Raw genomic sequence first — 16695 nt, forward strand, 5'->3', positions numbered from 1 at the left:
CCTGGACGGACCGGCTAGGGCTCGTGCCGGCTCGCGAATTCCTGCGATTCCGAAAGACCGACGATGTCGCAGAAATCCGCGTAGCTCGCCTGGTCCGTGATCCCGTCCGGCCGTCCGGCCGTGGCGAGATGCGCCAGCGCCCGCTCGATCGCCGTGCAGGCGGCAAACAGCGTGGTCACGGCATAGAGCACGACTGAAAAACCCATTTCGGTCAGCTCCGCACGCGTCAGGCTGGCCGCATCGGTTCCGTCCACCAGCGAGACGACCTTCGGTCCGGCCAGGCCACGACCGATGCCCTCGACCTCCGTCCGTGTCCGCACGCCATCGACGAAAGCGAGGTCGGCGCCCTGGTCGCGATAGCTCTTCGCCCGGTCGAGCGCGGCGGACAGCCCCTCGTTGCGAAGCGCGTCGGTGCGACCCATGATCATGAGGTCCGAACCGGTCTCCTCGCGCGCGGCCACCGCGGCCGCTATGCGCATCTCCGCTTCGCGGCGCGACACGAGGCGCAGGCCGGCGAGCTGGCCGCATCGCTTGGGGCTCTCCTGGTCTTCAAGATGCAGCGCCGCGACACCGGCCTGGGTATATTCGGCAACCGTCCGCCGCACGTTGAGCGGCCCGCCATAGCCGGTGTCGGCGTCGGCAATCACCGGAACACGAACCGCCCGCACCATGGCGCGCGCGTGATCGGCCATTTCGCCCTGCGTCATGAGCCCGAGATCCGGCTGGCCGAGACGCGCGGCGGTGGCGCCGAGCCCGGTCATGTAGACCGCCGGGAACCCCGCGCGCTCCACCAGGCGCGCCGTCAGTGCGTCCGGCGCGCCAGGCGCCGCGACGATCTCTCCGGTCGCGAGAAGTGCCCTCAGGCGGGCTGCGCCGGACATCAGTGGCGGCGTCGGTCTGGCAGTCACGGGGCGGTTCTCCTTGAAGGGTCGATCGCCGGGCCGAGATGGCCCTCGGCCAGTGCCCGCTGGTAGACATCCGCGGTTCGCTGCACATGGACGGTCAGCGCCGCGTCGAAGGCCGCGAAATCCTCCCCGATCAGCAAATCCAGCATCCTGCGGTGCTCGACCAGGGATTCGGCTCGCCGCGCCTCGTAGGGCGCGGTGATGTTGGCGCGCAGCGCGGCGATGCGTCCGTCGACCAGCGAATAGGAATCGCGCAGATAGGAATTGCCGCAATGATCGAAGGCCGCCTGGTGGAAGGCGGTGTCCAGTTGTCCATATCCCACCGTATCGCCCCGCCCGAGCGCCTCGTCCATCTGCACCACGACGGCGGACAGACGCGCAAGATATCCGTCGCGGTCGGCCCGCATGGCGGCGCGCGCGCCCTGCGCCTCCAGCATCTGGCGGTAGTCGCAGATCGCCGCCAGGTCTTCGAGCGACGTCTCGAACACGAAGGATCCCCGCTTGGGACGCACCGTGACCAGGCCTTCGCGCGACAGGATCGCCATGGCGTCCCGGATCGGCGTGCGGGAGATGCCCATCTGTGCGACGAGGCGATCCTCCGAGATGTTCTCGCCGAGCTTGAAGGCGCCGGTCACGATCGCTTCCCGGATCTGGCCGGCGGCGATGTCGGCCAGGGACCGCGGCGGCGTGATCCTGCTGACCGTCATGCTCGTACCTTCCCCATCCCGCTGCGCCGTCCGCGCCACCATAGCCAGACCGGGACGGTCCAGACAACGGCGACCAGGACCGCCAGGCCAGCCGCGATGGGACGCTCGACGAAGCCGAGCGCTGCCCCGTCCGACTTGATCAGCGAGGTGACGAGGTTGCGTTCGACCAGCAGGCCCATGACGATGCCGAGGATGGTCGGCGCCACCGGGAAGCCGTTCTCCTCCATCACGTAGGCGAGCAGACCCAGGACCACCATGATGACGATTCCCGACGCGCTGGCATTGATGGCGTAGGAGCCGACGATGCAGAACGCCAGGATCAGCGGCGCCAGCGCCTTCTTGGGCACCCGCAGCACCTGTGCCGCGAGCGCGATGGCCAGGAGCCCGAGGGGAACGATCATCAGGTTCGCCAGCAGGAACACCAGGAAGATCGCCGTGATGGTGTCGGCATTGGTCAGGAAGACCATCGGGCCGGGGTTGAGCCCCTTGATGTAGAGCACGCCGATCACGATGGCAGTGATGCTGTCGCCCGGAATGCCGAAGACGAGCGCGGGCACGTAGGCGCCCGAAAGGGCGGAATTGTTGGCGGCGCAGGCGTCCACCAGGCCCTCCTCGCTGCCGGAACCATAGTCCTCCGGAGCCTTGGAGAACCGCTTCGACACCGCATAGGAAATCCATGCGGCGATGTCGGAACCGGCGCCGGGCAGGATGCCGATGGTGGTGCCGATGGTGGAACTGCGCGCGAGGTTCCACTTGCGCCGCCACAGGACGCCGCCCAGGCCGCGAAACAGGGCGAAGGGATTGCCGATCGGCGCGACCGGCGGCAGGGTGTCGCGGTGGACGAAGGTGCGGATCAGTTCGGGGATCGCGAACATGCCGATCAGCGCCGGTACGAAGGCCACCCCGTCGAGCAGCGACGTCAGACCGAAGGTGAAGCGCGGCAGGCCGGACGTCGTGTCCATCCCGACGCTCGCGATCATCAGACCGAGCCCCAGCGCGACCAGGCTCTTCAGCAGCGACGACGAGCCCAGCATGACCGCCGCCGACAGGCCGAGCAGCGCCAGCCAGAAATATTCGAACGAGGTGAAGTTCAGCGACACAAGCGCCAGTTGCGGCGCCGCGAACATCAGCACCAGCGACCCGAACACGCCGCCGATTGCCGACGCCGTGACCGAAATGCCGAGCGCCCTGCCTACCTTCCCGGCGCGGGTCAGGGCGTTCAGGTCATCGACATAGGCGGCAGAGGCAGCCGTGCCCGGTATCCGGATCAGGGCCGCCGGAATGTCGGAAGCGAAGATCGCCATGGCCGCGGTGGTGACGATGGCCGCGATGGCGGGAACGGGGTCCATGAAGAAGGTCAGCGGCACGAGCATGGCCGTGGCCATGGTGGCCGAAAGCCCCGGCACCGCCCCGACGAACAGGCCGAACACGGCGCAGGACAGCATGACGAAGAACATGTCCCAGGTCAGGACGAGGCCGATTGCCGCATCGAGGTGCTGAAGGACCATCACAGCAGTCCCTTCAGCAGTCCCGCCGGCAACGGAACGTAGAGCATCCGCGTCATCAGCAGATGCAGCGCGAGCACGAACGCGGCAGAGACGCCGATCCAGGCCGGATGGCGGTAGCCCGACAGCAGGAACAGCGCCGTCACGAGGACGAAGCCGCCGAGCGGAAAGCCGACCCTCTCGAAGCCCAGCGCAAGGAGAATGACGCCCGCCGTGGCCAGCAACGCAGCGGCCAGTCGACCAGGTTGCCGCCAGCCGCTCTCAAGCGCCAGCCAGGGACCCCGGTGGGTGCGCAGACCGCCGATGGTCAGGGCAATCCCGCCCAGCATGAACAGGGCGCCGAGCGCGCTGGGAAAGGTTCCGGGTCCGATGCTCTGGCCCGGCATGCGCGGATAACCGAGCGAAGTCGTCAGGACCCACAGGCCGAAGGCGAACAGGAGCACGCCGATCACGCTGTCATGGAGCTTCATGGCGGTTCGATCCTCCTTCGAACGAGCCGGGGACATGGAGGATCCTGCCCTCCATGCCGATGCCTGTCGCCGGCGGAAGCCTACTGCTTGGCCAGACCCACGGCCTTCAGGCTTTGCGCCAGCGCCGCATCCGATGCTTCCATGAAGGCTTCGAAATCGCCCGCAGCCGTCCACTGGGTGGCATAGCCGCGCTCCTTCATGAAGGCCAGGTATTCCGGGTGGTTTACCACCTTGCCCATCGCGTCGCCGAGCGTGCCGGCGATGTCGGCCGGAAGGCCGGCCGGTGCGACGATGCCGCGCCAGGAGCCCAGCGCGAACGCGTGACCCGAAGCCTCGGTGAAGGTCGGAAGGTCCGGGGCCGCATCCAGCCGCGCCTCGGCGAAGACGGCGAGCGGCTTGATCAGCCCGGCCGACATCAGCGCCGCGGCCTCGGGCAACGAGGCGGTGGCGATCTGGACGCCGCCGGCGGCCAGGTCCTGCAGTCCGGGCGCCGCGCCTTCGGACGGAACCCACGCCACCCGCTCCACCGGCAGGCCCGCCGCCAGCAGCATTCCGGCCAGGGCCAGGTGGTTCACGCCGCCCTGTGCCGAACCGGACGCCTTGAACTCGCGGTCCGGAGCCGCCGAGAGCGCCGACAGCAGCGCCTTGACGTCGTCATAGCCCGCATCCGCCCGCACGAAGATCGCGGCCGGATCCGAATTGTAGAGGCCGATCGGCGTGTACGACTTGTAGGTCAGGTCTGTGAGGCCCAGCGTATGCATGGAGCCGATCTCCAGCGTCGCCACGCCGATGGTCTGGCCGTCGGGCGCAGCCTCCGCGATGGCGGAATGGCCGATCACGCCCGATCCGCCGGTCCGGTTCACCACGGGAACCGGCACGCCCAGTTCCTTTTCCAGGAGGGTACCGATCATGCGCGCCGTGGCGTCGGTTCCGCCGCCCGCGCTCCACGGCACGACCAGCGTGACCGGACCGTTCGGCCACTCCTGCGCCGTGGCCGGCAGGGCAGCGCCCATCATCGCGGCCGCGGCCAGTGACAGGATGATGCGTCTGTTCAGTTTCATGTCGTCCTCCCTTGGTTGGTCCCGCCCGGCGAATGCCGGGTGGCTTCAGTCGAAGATCTTGGTGGGGTTGAGCATCCACTGTGGGTCGATGCAGCGCTTGAGCCGACGCATAAGCTCGACCTGCGCCTCGTCGCGGGTGTGGCGGAGATAGGGCTTCTTCAGCAGCCCGATGCCATGCTCGGCCGAGACGGTCCCGCCGAGTTCGCGCACGATGCCGTAGACGATCTCGCTGACGGCCGGCAGCGGCTGCGGCACCGCGCCGGGCACCCAGGCGACGATGTGGATGTTGCCGTCGCCGACATGGCCGTAATGCACCGAGTGGCAACCCAGGCGGTCGAGCAGCGCCGGCTTCGAACGCGCCACGAACTCCTCGATCCGCCGGATCGGCAGCCCGATGTCGAAGGAGATGTGCGGGCCGATCACGCCGGGATTGGCGAACTCGGCTGCCGCATCGCGCGTGCGCCAGAAATCCGCCACGTCCGACAGGCTGCGTGCCACCGCGCCGTCCTCGATGGCGCCGGCCTCGAACCGCTGCTGCAGCCAGGCATCGAAGCGCGCACCGTCGAGGTGCTCGTCCAGCCCCTGCATCTCGATCAGGACGACATGGCTGCCTTCGCCGATCGCAACCGGTGCCTTGCCGCCGGGAACACGCACGGTGGCCTGGTGCCAGTAGTCGGCCCACATCACCTCGAAGGCGGAGAGAAAGGGTCCGAGGCTGCGCCGCGCGGTCGAAAGGAGGTCGAGCACCTTGTCGTAGCCGTTCACCACGCAGAGCGCCGCCGCCACGCAACCGGGCTTCGGGTGAAGCCGCAGGACCGCGCGGGTGATGACCCCGAGCGTGCCCTCGGAGCCGAGAAAGAGCTGCTTCAGGTCGTAGCCGGCATTGTTCTTGATCATGCGGTTCAGCATCGGCAGCACGGTGCCGTCGGGTAGAACCACCTCGAGCCCGAGCACGAGATCGCGCGCCATGCCGTACCGGATCACCCGGTTGCCGCCCGCATTGGTGGAGAGATTGCCGCCGATGGCGCATGACCCCCGCGCGCCGAGATCGAGCGCGAAGAACAGTCCCGCCGCGTCGGCCGCCTTCTGCACCACCTCGAGCGGCGTCCCCGCCAGGACGGTCATCGTCATGCCGTCCGGATCGACCTGCTCGACCCCGGTCATGCGCTCCAGCGACAGCGCCACCCCGCCGTCCAGCGGCAGCGCCCCGCCGCAGAGCCCGGTGAGCCCTCCCTGCGGTGTCACGGGTACGCCCGCATTGTGGCAGGCCCGCAGGATCGCGGCGACCTCCTCCGTGGAGGAAGGCCGGAGGACGGCCGCGGGCCGCGTCGCCGGCAGGAAACTCCAGTCCTGGCGGTTCCGGGCGGGAACGTCGGCGCCGACGAGCGCGACGCCCGGGCCGAACGACGCCACGAGCGCCTCGACCGCACTGCCCCCGAACGAGCCACCCATACCGCGCCTCCCGCTTTGTTATGTGTTACGTATAACATCATTCAGCTACAGGCAAGAGGCGACACCGACGGGGCGTCCGACGCTGCGACCCGCGGCGACGCCTTGGCCCGCGAGAAGCCACGCGACAGCCTGCGTCCACCGCCCGGCAGGGCGACCCCCGACGCCGACATCGGTGAGATGAAGTGCGAGAGCTACCGTGGATGCAGAGCGGCCGGCGCATTTCCCTATGCAGCCCGGCCCGCCCTCGTAGCCTGCCCTCAGGAGCCGCTGCGGAGTTTCCTGCGCCGCAGTCTCTATCGGAGCAAAGACCGGGGCAGCTTCAGCGGATGGCGGTCGAAGGTGCGCAGCGCGCGGTAGGCGCGGCCGAGCGGCCGTGGCCCCGCGGCGGACAGCCGGGGCGCGCGCCTAACAGAGTTGCTATATAAACCGATTGCTATATAAACACTGTCGAAGCTTGGGGGAGCGCCGGCCGTGCGGGTACACGCGTCATCACGTCTGCAAAGTTCGCTATCCGGCCCGTGGCCGAACCGGTATGCCTCAGTCCGGCCGGATGTCGCCCCGGCGTTCGACGATAGACCGGTCGACCGCGTCGACCTTCGAGAGGTTCCCGCGCATCCGCTCCATGAGGCCGAAGAGCGTATCGCGATCCCCCTGGTCGAAGCCATCAAGGAGCGCGTCCTGCCGACGGTACGCGATGGTGATGATCTCGTCGTGAAGGTCGGCCCCGCGCGGCGTCAGCCAGAGAAGGCGGCGTCCCTCCTCGAGCCGGGCCCGCACCAGCTTCATTTCTTCCAGCCGTCGGGTCGAGCGGCTCACCACCGACTTGTTGAGCGCAACCATTTCGCTGACGCGCAGGGCCTGGATGCCGGGTTCGTTGCGCAGAGCCGAGAGAATCCGCCACTCGTTCAATCCGATGTCGAACAGCTTGAGGTAGAGTTGCGAGGCACCCCAGGACAGTCTGTTGTTGAGCACCGAGAGATAGTAGGGCGCGTAGCTTTCGGCGCGAACCGACTTGCCGCCATCGGTGATGATTGGATCGTCAGTCATGGGGGAACATCTCATCTGGACCCCCGCGTGTAGCCTTGGGCGGCCGGGATTGCAAACGCAGGCGGGTGTCTTGAGGCGGGGGATGCCGGTGGAGCGGGCGCCGAAGACAAGGCCCAGTCCCCGGACAGGCGCGGTCCGGAATCGCCTGAAAGCCGGCGCGATGGCCCCGCTGTCTTCGTCCGGCCGCACCGCAACGCTGTTGCGCAACATTCCGCTTGCTAAATAAATCGGTTGCTAAATAAACTGACCGAAGGAGGAACCCACGTCATGCCAACGAGCTTGCCGCACGATCGGCCGGTGCTGGACATCGACCCGTTCAGCGACGCGGCGGTCGACCATCCGATCGAGCTGGACCGTGCCATCCGCGCGGCCGGCGACGTGGTCTGGGTACCGAAATACGGTTTCTGGGTCACGGGCCGCGATGCGGTGATACGCGAGGTCTTCAACGACTGGCAGCGCTTCTCGTCTGCCTACGGCACCGGCCTGACCAACGTGCTGCGCGACGAGCCCTGGCGCAAGCCGTCCCGCATCCTGGAAGCCGATCCGCCGGTGCACACGCCCAACCGCAAGGTGCTGGCGCGCGTGCTGTCGATCGCCGCGATGCGCAAGCTGGCCGAGGAGTTCAGGATCACCGCGGAAGCCATGGTCGACAGGCTGGTCGAGGAACGGCGCTTCGACATCGCTTCGGACCTCGCCTTCGCCTTTCCCTTCAAGGTGCTGCCCGAGTCCGTCGGGCTGCAGCCGGAGGGACGTCATCACCTGATGCCGTACTCGGAACTGAACTTCAACGCGATGGGACCGAAGAACGAGCGCTACCTCGCCGCACGGAAGATCGTCGAGGAGCAGGGCACGTTCGAGTATGTCGCGGCGCAAATGGCGGAGGAGAACCTGATCGAAGGCGGCTTCGGCTCGCAGATCTATGCCGCCGCCCATGCCGGCGAGATCACGCACGAGGACGCGGGCATGCTCGTTCGCGCCTTCATCTCTGCCGGCATCGACACCACGGTCTTCGGCATCGGCAACACGCTGATGGCGCTGATCGAGCGCCCCGACCAGTGGGACATCCTGCGGGCCGATCCGTCGCTGGCCCGCCAGGCCTTCGACGAGGGGCTGCGCTTCATGGCGCCGAGCCCGGTGATCGGGCGCACCACACCTGCCGCCACCGAACTCGCCGGCGTGGCGATCGGCGCGGAGGAGAAGGTGCTGATGTGGCTGGCCGCCGCCAACCGCGATCCCGCGCGCTGGGAAAGACCAGACGACTACGATATCCGCCGCAAGACCGTGGGCCATCTCGCCTTCGGCACCGGCATCCACGCCTGCGTCGGCCAGATGGTGGCGCGGCTGGAAGCCGAGACGGTAATCGCCGCCCTGGCCCGAAAGGTGAAGCGCATCGAACTCACCGGCGCGCCGGAGCGCATCTACATCAACTGGCTGCGGGGCTATCACGCGATCCCCGTCGAGGTGATTCCAGCCTGAAAATCCATCTGAACCGCGCCCGCAGGGGGCGCATCTAAGGGAGGACGACATGAAACGATCCATTCTCGGTGCGGGCGCACTTGCGCTCCTGGCCACAGCTGCATCGGCGCAGGACCCGATCTACGGCTCCTGGCCGCCAGCTTCGGACTATCTCAATACCGATGCACTGCCGGAAGCCTTCCGGCAGATCGAGGAGGAGACGGGCGGCTCGCTCAAATGGGAGTTGATCGCCGGCGGACAACTCGCCGACGGCCGGGGCACGCTCGCCGCGGTCTCCGATGACCTGATGCAGGGCGGCCTCCAGATCCCGGTCTACAATCCGGAGGCCATGCCCTCCTTCACCCTGCTCTATTCGATCGTCGTTCCCGGCGACAACACGGTGGCCGTCGCCGCCGCGGCGGCCGAGACGGTGTTCCTCAACTGCCCGTCCTGCCTGGAGGATGCACGCCAGAACAACGTCGTGCCCTTCGGCGGCTTCGCTTCCGCATCCTACCGCCTCATGTGCACCACTCCGGTCGCAAGCATCGAGCAGATGAACGGCAAGCGCGTGCGCGCCACCGGCGGCTTTGCGGAACTCGCGCTGCTGGCGGGCGCGACCCCCACCTCCACGACGCTGACCGACGCCGTCGGCCTGCTGCAGAAGGGTGGCCTCGACTGCCTGATGGCTACGCGCGAATGGCTGCAGACCTACGGCTACGGCGAATATGCCAAGCACGTCACCGACCTGCCGCTCGGCAATTCGGCGCCCGCCATCGGCTTCCTGGTGAACCGCGAACTGTTCATGGGCCTTCCGGAAAACGAGCAGAAGGCGATGATGCGTGCGTCGGCGCGCGTGACCGCAAAGCACACGATCGGCAACTACGTGCTGCGCGACGAGGAGAGCTTCCAGAGGCAGGTTAAGGACAACGGCGTACAGCTCGTCGCACCGGCCGACGACCTCCGGTCGCTGGTGGAGGGCTTCGCGCAGGCTGATCGCGAGCGGCTGGTCAAGGCCGGCGAGAAGCTCGGCGTCGAGAACCCGCAGGAACTGATCGACACCTTCCTCGCCGCCGTCGAGAAGTGGAAGCCCATCGCCGCGGAACTCGGAACCGACGTCGACGCGATGACGCAGCGCCTGTGGGACGAAGTCTTCTCCAAGGTCGACCCCGCCTCGCTCTGACGCGGCCATCCTCCAGGCCGGCGGCGCCCCCGGGCGCCGCCGATCGTCTTGCGCAAGCGGTGATGAGTTCGATGCAATGAAGCAGTTCAATACCCTGGCGATCCTGTTGTCCAACGCACTGTTCTACGTTGCCATGGCGGCGGGCGCTCTGATGATGCTCCATGTCACTGTCGACGTGGCTGCGCGCACGGTGTTCAACAGTCCCCTGCCCGGCACCGGCGAGATCACGGCGACCTACTACATGATCGCGGTGGCCTTCCTCCCGCTGGCATGGGTCACGCTGCGCGACGAGCACGTCACCGCCGACATCTTCGTCGGCAACCTGCCGGCGGCCGCCAGGCACGTCGTCGCGACCGTCGCCGATCTTCTCGTCATCGCCTATGTCGGCGCCTTTGTCTGGCAGAGCTGGCTGTCGGCGATGGCACGCACGAACCGGGGCGAGGTCTGGGAAATCCTCGGCGGGTATCTGCCAGTGTGGCCGACGCGGTGGCTTCTTCCGGTCGCGGGCGTTGCCATGGTGCTGGTGATGGTCTTCCGACTGCTCGCCCGCCTGTCCCACCATCGCATCGAGACCGGGGAGGAGCGCTGATGGACGCGCTCACCTTCGGCCTGTCCACCCTCGGTATCATCCTGGCGCTGATCGCGCTCAGGGTTCCGATCGGTGTCGCGCTCGGCGTGGTGTCCGTGCTGGGTCTGGCGTATGTCCGCAACTTCGGCATCGCCTGGTCGATCCTGCGCGAGACGCCCTTTTCCTTCGCGGCGAACTGGGACCTGACGGCGATTCCGATGTTCCTGCTGATGGGGGCGATCGCCAATCATTCGGGCATCTCGACGGCGCTGTTCCGCGCTGCGCGCCTCTGGTTCAGCGCCCTGCCCGGCGGGCTGGCCATCGCGGCCAACATGGCATCGGTGGGCTTCGCCGCGGCCTGCGGCTCCTCGCTCGCCTCGGCCGCCGCGATGGGCCGGCTCGCCATCCCGGAGATGCTGAAGGCCGGTTACGACAAGGCACTGGCCACCGGGGTGATCGCGTCCGCGGGAACGCTCGCCGCCGTCATTCCGCCGTCGATCCTGCTCGTGCTCTACGGTGTCTTCGCCGAAGTCTCGATCTCGCGCCTCCTGATCGCGGGCGTGGTTCCGGGACTGCTCACCGCGGTGGCCTACACGCTGCTGATCCTGATCCGCTGCCGGCTCAATCCGCAGCTCGCGCCCAGGCTCGACGACGCCGAACTCGCCACGCTCCGCTCCGAGCGGCTGCGCGCGCTGGGTGAGGTCTGGCCGGTGCTGCTGCTCATCGCGGGCGTCGTGGGCGGTCTCTACGGCGGCATCGTCACGCCCACCGAGGCCGGCGCGGTCGGCGCGGCGCTCGCCCTCCTCATCGCTCTGCTGCAGGGCCGGCTGACCCGCGCAGCCCTCGCCGCGGCGCTGCGCGAATCGATGTCGGCAACCGCCCAGATTTTCTTCGTCGGCATGGGCGCGGTCATGTACACACGGCTGCTCTCGCTCACCGGAGTGTCTGGCCTGCTGACCGAGATGATGACCGGCTTTGCCGGCGATCCGCTGATGGTCATCCTGGCGATCTCGGCGGTCTACCTCGTCCTCGGCATGTTTCTCGATCCCCTTGGAATCATGCTGATCACCATGCCGGTGTTCCTGCCCATGATGAAGGCGCTGGGACTCGACCTGATCTGGTTCGGCATCATTGTGGTGAAGTACGTCGAGATCGGCATGATCACGCCGCCGCTTGGAATGAACGTCTTCGTCGTCAAGTCCGTCGTCGGGGACCAGATTCCGATCTGGACGATCTACCGCGGCGTCGGCTGGTTCCTGGTGGCGGAGTTTTTCGTCATGACGCTCCTGATCGCTTTTCCGCAGATCACCCTCTTCCTGCCCGATCTGATGCGCTGACCGCGCGGCCGGCCGAACCGCCACCAACGAGGACGGATTCCCATGAAGGTCACCTTTGTCGCCGCCGACGGCGCCTCGACGCTGGTCGAGGCGGACGAAGGCGAGAGCCTGATGCAGGCTGCCATTTCCAACGACGTCGACGGCATTCTCGGCGAATGCGGCGGCTCGATGATGTGCGCGACCTGCCACTGCTACGTCGACGAAGCCTGGGCCGGCAGGGCCGGGCCGCCAGTCGACGGCGAGGACGACATGCTCGAATGCGCAACCGCCGAACGGCGCGCCACGAGCCGGCTCTCCTGCCAGATCCGGATGAGCGCCGGGATCGATGGCATCGTCATCCACCTGCCGGAGACGCAAGTCTGAGCCGACGACCGACCGCGGCGGATGAAGGCCAGTGCGGCGGCAGCAGGTTTCGCGGCGACTGCGATCGTGGTGGCCGGCGCGAATGCGCCGCGCATCAGCGCTCGGAGAGAATGGCAGACCTGCGACGTCGATGTTCCGGGGATGAACGGCAAGCCGTGGGATAGAGCGAAGACGCGCTTAATCTCGGCGTTTCACCGGCCCGCGCTCGCAGCCGCCCTCAGGAGCCGCTGCGGAGTTTCCTGCGCCGCAGTCTCTCCCGGAGCAAGGACCGGGGCAGCTTCAGCGGATGGCGGTAGAAGGTGCGCAGCGCGCGGTAGGCGCGGCCGAGCGACGTCTCCAGCGTCGACGGTGCGACTTCGACGACGAAGGGAACCGCCAGCGACAGGTCGAGGGGCGCGGACCGCCCCGATTTCTCCCAATGCACGATCCCGCGCACGATCCGGTCCCACGCCATCAGAAGGGCGAGTGCAGTCGACAGGTCGCCATCGGCCTTCACGTCGTGGCGCATGACCAGTTCGCGATGCGCGGCGGCGAGGTAGTCGTTGAAGTCGAAGGCGTGATCGTAGCGATCAGTCAGGAGATAGCGGGTCTGCCGTTCCACGAAATCGGCAAGGCTGTCGTAGTTGTCGTGGTGGATGTGCAGGCAGTCGGGCGGATCGAGGCGAAACAGCCGGTGATCGCCGGTGAGGACGCGCGGGGGACGATGATGCCCGCCAGACCATGCCACCGTTCCCTTGCGGAACAGCCGGACCTGGTGATCCGGGTACCAGCCCGACGCCCGCATGATCTGGCCCGCGATCATGTTGAAGCGCGGGATGGCGAAGGCGTCGCAGTTTGCCCCGTGCACGGCGATCAGGCGGCCGATCTCGGTCTGCGCGTCCGCCGAAAGGGATTCGTCGGAGTCCAGCACGAGTACCCACTCCTCGCGGGCCTGGTCGAGATGATCGTTGCGGATCGCGTCGACGTCATCCGATGCCGGAATCGTCACCACCCTGAAGCCTGCGCCCGCTGCCAGAGCCTGCGTTCCATCCGTGCTCGACATGTCGATCAGGACGCGGTCGCCGATCCAGGACGTCGTCGCCAGCAAGGGCGGCAGCCGGGCGGCCGAGTTGCGGGTGTGGACGATCAGCGAGATCGTCGGAGCTTCGTTCATGGTGCGCCAACCCCGTCGATCACGTAGCGGCCATCCCATCGCCGGAAGAAGATCTCCCGGCTGGGCATGTGCCGGAAGGGAAGCTTGTTGGTGGTGGATTCGAAATGGATGGAATCCACCGCTTGCGAACACGTCACGGACAGTCCGAGCTGCCGTATCCGCAGGCATAGGTCGGTGTCCTCGAAGCCGAACGGATAGATTTCGTCAAAGCCGTCGAGCGCGCGGAAGGCATCCCCCCGCACCAGGAGAGCCGCTCCCGTCACGGCCTGGAAGCGGCGCACGGCGCGGCTGACGCTCGTGGTCGGCCAGCCGTGGAACTCGTGATGCGGCCCCTCCTCGTTCCCGAAGAGCCGCACCCCGCAATGCTGGATGCGGTCGTCGGGATAGACCAGCCTCGCACCGCAGACGCCGATGCCGGCATCGGCCGAGAGCGCCATCATGTCCTGCACCGCGAAGCGATGGAGCAGCACGTCGTTGTTGAGAAACAGAAGGAAGGAAGCCGGCCGCCAGGCGGCGCCGACGTTGCAGGCGCGGGAAAAGGACGTCCGGCGGTCCAGGCGCACGACGTCGAGACGGCGGCATTCGAACTCCGAAGCCCGGTAGGGGACGGCGCTTCCATTGTCGACGACGACGACGTGGAAGTCTTCGACGCCCGCCTGCCTGATCGCTTCGTCGAGCATGACGAGGCAAGTGCGCAACAGGGCGTTGAGGCCGTAGGAGGGGATGACGACGTTCAGCTCCATGACACCACCGCACCGAGCTCCGCCGCGAGCGCCTGCCTGACCATCGCCCAGTGGCGGCTCGGCCTGAAGTTTGACGCCGCCGCCATCGCGCCCGTGCGCAGCCGGTCACGCAGGTGCAACGCATCCGGCCCCGTCAACCGCGCCAGGAGCGCGGGCATGTCGCCGGGCTCGCCCAGCAGGCAATTCTCGCCGTCGCGCAGATAGTCGCGTCCGCCGACCACCGGCACGGACAGGACGATGCAACCGGCCGCCATCGCTTCGAGCGCCGGAAGGCCGAACCATTCGCCGACCGACGTGGCGAGATAGAAGCGCGACCGCTTCATGATGGCCGCGACCGCGTCCTCGTGCAGCCCGTCGATGGGAACGAGATCGAGGCAGGGATGCGCAAGCGCCACGTCTCGGGCGATTCGGCCACCACGCCGCGGCATGAACGACACGGCGTCGCGATGCTTCGGCGTCCCGTCATGAAAGAAGCAGTCCGACACCGCGATCCCCACGGGGATCGACTGCCTCCCCCGCGCCTGCGCATGATCCTGCGCCTGTTGCCAGCAGGTGAGGATCGTCACGTCGGGGTCGGCCAGGATCGGATCGATCTCGGGCGCCGTCCCCTGGCAGTGGAAGACGAGGCGCGCGGGCGTCGCCTTCAGTTCGGCGTGGTCGCCGGGAAAGGAGAAGATCGCGACGTCGCCCGGCCGCAGCGCCGCCAGTGCCGCGGCACGGTCGACGATCGGGGCAGTGCTGCGGAACCATTGCGGCGCCTCCGCGTCCGCAAGCGCCATGACGATCTTCACGCCAGCCGCCGCCAGGGCCTCGGCGAACTGGAAGCCGACCTTGATGCCGCCGAAGATGCCGGCGCCGGGGAGGAAATAGGTGTTCATCCGCGCACCTGCCGAGGGAACCCGCCCAACGGCTTTCGCAGAAAGCCCAGCAGGCGTGCGGTGGCTTCGGCAAACCAGGCGAACGTCCGCCCATGATGGCGTGCGGCGTAGCGGAAGCGCGCTTCATTCATGAGAGCTTTCCGTCCGGCCCCGGAGATTTCGGCGCCGTGCTGGCCCAGATGGACGATGACGTGCGGCAGGCTGTTGAGCGCGACGCCCCGCGCCGAGGCCGCCCGCCCCAGTTCGACATCCTCCATGTAGCAGAAATAGCTCTCGTCGAACCCGCCGAGGCTCCGGAACCCGTCCCGCGACGCGAAGATGCACGCGCCCAGCGGCCAGCGCCAGGCTGCGTCGTCGATGCGCGACGTCGAGCGGATACGGCGGGCATGTTTCGGCGAACGCGTTTCGATCAGGTCGGCAAGAATCTTGAGCCGCGTGTAGCCGGGCTGCAATCCGCTCTCCCGACGGCCCGACCAATCGACGAAATCCGGGACCAGCAGCTGGTTTGGTTGCCGCGCCAGCGCCGCCTCCGCAGCCTCTACCACCGACGAAGTCACCAGGCAATCCGGATTGAGGAAGCAGACGAACGGCGTTTGTGCCGCTTTCGCGCCGATGTTGGCGGCAGCGGCAAAACCGAGATTCGTGTCATTGCGCAGGACTGTCGCTCCCCGCCGCCGCGCGATCGCGACGGAACCGTCGGACGATGCATTGTCGACCACGATCAGGTCGCCATGCGGTGCGGCGGCTTCCAGGCACATATCCAGCCAGCCTGCCGAGTTGAAGCTGACCACGACGAAGCTGGTGCGCGATGCGGACCCGGAAGGCCTCGGTTCGGCCGCTGCATCCGCATCGCGCGAGGCGCGAAGTCGCTGGACCGTTTCGGGCGTGGGCCCGTTCATGAAGTTGCTCAGATGGGCGATCAGGGCTCCGGCGCGCGGAAACCCGTCATCCCAGTGCTCGCAGTGGTTCCATTGCCAGGGCAGGCGCACAAAGCGCGACGGGTTCACGGCGTTGGCCCAGACCTGCAGATAGTCCTGATCGGCGATCCAGTGCTCTCCGTGCCGGTGCTCGGCCGGCAGCCTGGCCGCCAGGGGCCGTGCCCAGTCCAGGAAGGCTTTCAACCCGTCCCGCCGGAACAGGACCACGCCCGAATTGGCAAAGCAGAAGCGCTCGGGCGGCGGCGCTTCCAGATCCGGCGCCAGGAACGCCAGGGCGTGATCGACGTAGTGCCGACGCAGTTCGGCGCGACCGATCGTCGAGCCGATGATCGAGGTCTGCTCGGCCATGGCGACGTCGGCATCGCCGAGAGCCTCGGCGACCATGGCCCCGTCGACGGACCGCGTCAGCACGGCGTCCGCGTCGAGCTGCAGGAAGAAGGCGGCATCGCTGGCATCGAGGCAGCCTGCCAGCGCCTCGAACTTGGCAAGGAAGTTCGTCGGCCTGAACGACACCGCAGGCGCATGACGGGACAGAAGGCGCACTCTGTCGTGCGGGGCAAACAGAGGTGTCGTCACCTCGTCGCAGGTCAGGAAGACATCGAAATCGGTGTGCTGCAGCACGGATGCGGCGGCTTCGCACGCCGCCAGCCCGTAGCCGACGCGGCCGAGGGCCAGGATGGATACCGCAACCTTGGGCTCGCCTGCGGAACCATCACTCGCTGCCATCAAGTCGACTGTCCGAATCGGCGGTTGCACGAACCGCATTGCTAGCAGGAAAACCGTTCTCCTGCACGGACTGAGGCACCTTCGCCTAGGGCTATCGCATTTGGCCGATGATTGATCTGGCGAAGGCGTCGGACCACCCTGCTCGCTTTCGTTTTCGGCTGATGGCGAGTTTGGGTCTGGCGGTTCGCAGGAGGTTGAGCGTCAGTC

General features: G+C 67.4%; 16 protein-coding genes and 1 pseudogene. 5 read left to right on the top strand and 12 right to left on the bottom strand.

The genetic code is table 11. The annotated features are described in order from the left end of the window. Nucleotides 1-14: 14 nt before the first annotated feature. The 7 genes from N1F91_RS16060 to N1F91_RS16090 all read right to left on the bottom strand — a co-directional run bounded on the left by N1F91_RS16060 (nt 15) and on the right by N1F91_RS16090 (nt 7147). A complete protein-coding gene (locus N1F91_RS16060; protein WP_289993818.1) occupies nt 15-908 on the bottom strand; it encodes an isocitrate lyase/PEP mutase family protein in 894 nt (297 codons plus the stop codon). Further along, nucleotides 905-1612: a GntR family transcriptional regulator gene (locus N1F91_RS16065; protein WP_289993819.1), complete on the bottom strand. Its 708-nt coding sequence runs from the start codon at nt 1610-1612 to the stop codon at nt 905-907. The genes N1F91_RS16060 and N1F91_RS16065 overlap by 4 nt, the downstream gene beginning before the upstream one ends. After that, a complete protein-coding gene (locus N1F91_RS16070; RefSeq protein WP_289993820.1) occupies nt 1609-3120 on the bottom strand; it encodes a tripartite tricarboxylate transporter permease in 1512 nt (503 codons plus the stop codon). Before N1F91_RS16070 ends, N1F91_RS16065 begins: the two co-directional genes overlap by 4 nt. After that, nucleotides 3120-3587, bottom strand: a complete 468-nt coding sequence (locus N1F91_RS16075) for a tripartite tricarboxylate transporter TctB family protein (protein ID WP_289993821.1) — start codon at nt 3585-3587, stop codon at nt 3120-3122. Before N1F91_RS16075 ends, N1F91_RS16070 begins: the two co-directional genes overlap by 1 nt. Before the next feature lie 80 nt (nt 3588-3667). Beyond that, nucleotides 3668-4648, bottom strand: coding sequence for a tripartite tricarboxylate transporter substrate binding protein (locus N1F91_RS16080; RefSeq protein ID WP_289993822.1), 981 nt, complete (start codon nt 4646-4648; stop codon nt 3668-3670). 45 nt (nt 4649-4693) lie between these two features. Continuing rightward, on the bottom strand, nt 4694-6100 hold the full coding sequence (locus N1F91_RS16085; protein WP_289993824.1) for an FAD-binding oxidoreductase: 1407 nt from the start codon (nt 6098-6100) through the stop codon (nt 4694-4696). Between the two features lie 537 nt (nt 6101-6637). Further along, nucleotides 6638-7147, bottom strand: coding sequence for a MarR family winged helix-turn-helix transcriptional regulator (locus N1F91_RS16090; protein ID WP_289993827.1), 510 nt, complete (start codon nt 7145-7147; stop codon nt 6638-6640). Nucleotides 7148-7414: 267 nt separating this feature from the next. On the opposite strand from N1F91_RS16090, the gene N1F91_RS16095 reads away from it, so the two are divergent. The 5 genes from N1F91_RS16095 (at nt 7415) to N1F91_RS16115 (ending at nt 12050) form a co-directional block, all read left to right on the top strand. Further along, nucleotides 7415-8623 (top strand): cytochrome P450, encoded by a 1209-nt coding sequence (locus N1F91_RS16095; protein WP_289993830.1) that lies wholly within the window; start codon nt 7415-7417, stop codon nt 8621-8623. Between the two features lie 49 nt (nt 8624-8672). Beyond that, nucleotides 8673-9782, top strand: coding sequence for a TRAP transporter substrate-binding protein DctP (dctP, locus tag N1F91_RS16100; RefSeq protein ID WP_289993832.1), 1110 nt, complete (start codon nt 8673-8675; stop codon nt 9780-9782). 76 nt (nt 9783-9858) lie between these two features. Beyond that, nucleotides 9859-10371 carry a TRAP transporter small permease gene (locus N1F91_RS16105; RefSeq protein WP_289993833.1) on the top strand — a complete coding sequence of 171 codons (513 nt, stop codon included), beginning with the start codon at nt 9859-9861 and terminating at the stop codon, nt 10369-10371. Beyond that, nucleotides 10371-11687: a TRAP transporter large permease gene (locus tag N1F91_RS16110; protein WP_289993835.1), complete on the top strand. Its 1317-nt coding sequence runs from the start codon at nt 10371-10373 to the stop codon at nt 11685-11687. Before N1F91_RS16105 ends, N1F91_RS16110 begins: the two co-directional genes overlap by 1 nt. Before the next feature lie 36 nt (nt 11688-11723). Further along, nucleotides 11724-12050 carry a 2Fe-2S iron-sulfur cluster-binding protein gene (locus N1F91_RS16115; protein ID WP_289993840.1) on the top strand — a complete coding sequence of 109 codons (327 nt, stop codon included), beginning with the start codon at nt 11724-11726 and terminating at the stop codon, nt 12048-12050. A 217-nt stretch (nt 12051-12267) separates the two neighbouring features. Here the strand turns inward: N1F91_RS16115 and N1F91_RS16120 are convergent, their stop codons facing one another. The 5 genes and pseudogenes from N1F91_RS16120 to N1F91_RS16140 all read right to left on the bottom strand — a co-directional run. Continuing rightward, the gene (locus N1F91_RS16120) at nt 12268-13203 is read right to left on the bottom strand and encodes a glycosyltransferase family 2 protein (RefSeq protein WP_289993836.1); all 936 of its coding nucleotides are present in this window, start codon (nt 13201-13203) and stop codon (nt 12268-12270) included. Further along, the gene (locus N1F91_RS16125) at nt 13200-13946 is read right to left on the bottom strand and encodes a glycosyltransferase (RefSeq protein WP_289993837.1); all 747 of its coding nucleotides are present in this window, start codon (nt 13944-13946) and stop codon (nt 13200-13202) included. The genes N1F91_RS16120 and N1F91_RS16125 overlap by 4 nt, the downstream gene beginning before the upstream one ends. After that, nucleotides 13937-14824 (bottom strand): glycosyltransferase, encoded by an 888-nt coding sequence (locus N1F91_RS16130; RefSeq protein WP_289993838.1) that lies wholly within the window; start codon nt 14822-14824, stop codon nt 13937-13939. Before N1F91_RS16130 ends, N1F91_RS16125 begins: the two co-directional genes overlap by 10 nt. Continuing rightward, a complete protein-coding gene (locus N1F91_RS16135) occupies nt 14821-16527 on the bottom strand; it encodes a glycosyltransferase (protein WP_289993839.1) in 1707 nt (568 codons plus the stop codon). The genes N1F91_RS16130 and N1F91_RS16135 overlap by 4 nt, the downstream gene beginning before the upstream one ends. A gap of 52 nt (nt 16528-16579) precedes the next feature. Beyond that, nucleotides 16580-16695: pseudogene (locus N1F91_RS16140) on the bottom strand (ISAs1 family transposase); the annotation flags it as partial.

Source organism: Aquibium sp. ELW1220 (genome assembly GCF_030398385.1).
Lineage (GTDB): Bacteria > Pseudomonadota > Alphaproteobacteria > Rhizobiales > Rhizobiaceae > Aquibium.

Bases quoted from the DNA above. Each gene is read 5' to 3' on its own strand.
- N1F91_RS16085 (WP_289993824.1), bottom strand. From the start codon at position 6,100: ATGGGTGGCTCGTTCGGGGGCAGTGCGGTCGAGGCGCTCGTGGCGTCG.
- N1F91_RS16075 (WP_289993821.1), bottom strand. From the start codon at position 3,587: ATGAAGCTCCATGACAGCGTGATCGGCGTGCTCCTGTTCGCCTTCGGC.
- dctP (WP_289993832.1), top strand. From the start codon at position 8,673: ATGAAACGATCCATTCTCGGTGCGGGCGCACTTGCGCTCCTGGCCACA.
- N1F91_RS16135 (WP_289993839.1), bottom strand. From the start codon at position 16,527: ATGCGGTTCGTGCAACCGCCGATTCGGACAGTCGACTTGATGGCAGCG.
- N1F91_RS16095 (WP_289993830.1), top strand. From the start codon at position 7,415: ATGCCAACGAGCTTGCCGCACGATCGGCCGGTGCTGGACATCGACCCG.
- N1F91_RS16130 (WP_289993838.1), bottom strand. From the start codon at position 14,824: ATGAACACCTATTTCCTCCCCGGCGCCGGCATCTTCGGCGGCATCAAG.
- N1F91_RS16080 (WP_289993822.1), bottom strand. From the start codon at position 4,648: ATGAAACTGAACAGACGCATCATCCTGTCACTGGCCGCGGCCGCGATG.
- N1F91_RS16110 (WP_289993835.1), top strand. From the start codon at position 10,371: ATGGACGCGCTCACCTTCGGCCTGTCCACCCTCGGTATCATCCTGGCG.
- N1F91_RS16065 (WP_289993819.1), bottom strand. From the start codon at position 1,612: ATGACGGTCAGCAGGATCACGCCGCCGCGGTCCCTGGCCGACATCGCC.
- N1F91_RS16070 (WP_289993820.1), bottom strand. From the start codon at position 3,120: ATGGTCCTTCAGCACCTCGATGCGGCAATCGGCCTCGTCCTGACCTGG.
- N1F91_RS16105 (WP_289993833.1), top strand. From the start codon at position 9,859: ATGAAGCAGTTCAATACCCTGGCGATCCTGTTGTCCAACGCACTGTTC.
- N1F91_RS16090 (WP_289993827.1), bottom strand. From the start codon at position 7,147: ATGACTGACGATCCAATCATCACCGATGGCGGCAAGTCGGTTCGCGCC.
- N1F91_RS16125 (WP_289993837.1), bottom strand. From the start codon at position 13,946: ATGGAGCTGAACGTCGTCATCCCCTCCTACGGCCTCAACGCCCTGTTG.
- N1F91_RS16120 (WP_289993836.1), bottom strand. From the start codon at position 13,203: ATGAACGAAGCTCCGACGATCTCGCTGATCGTCCACACCCGCAACTCG.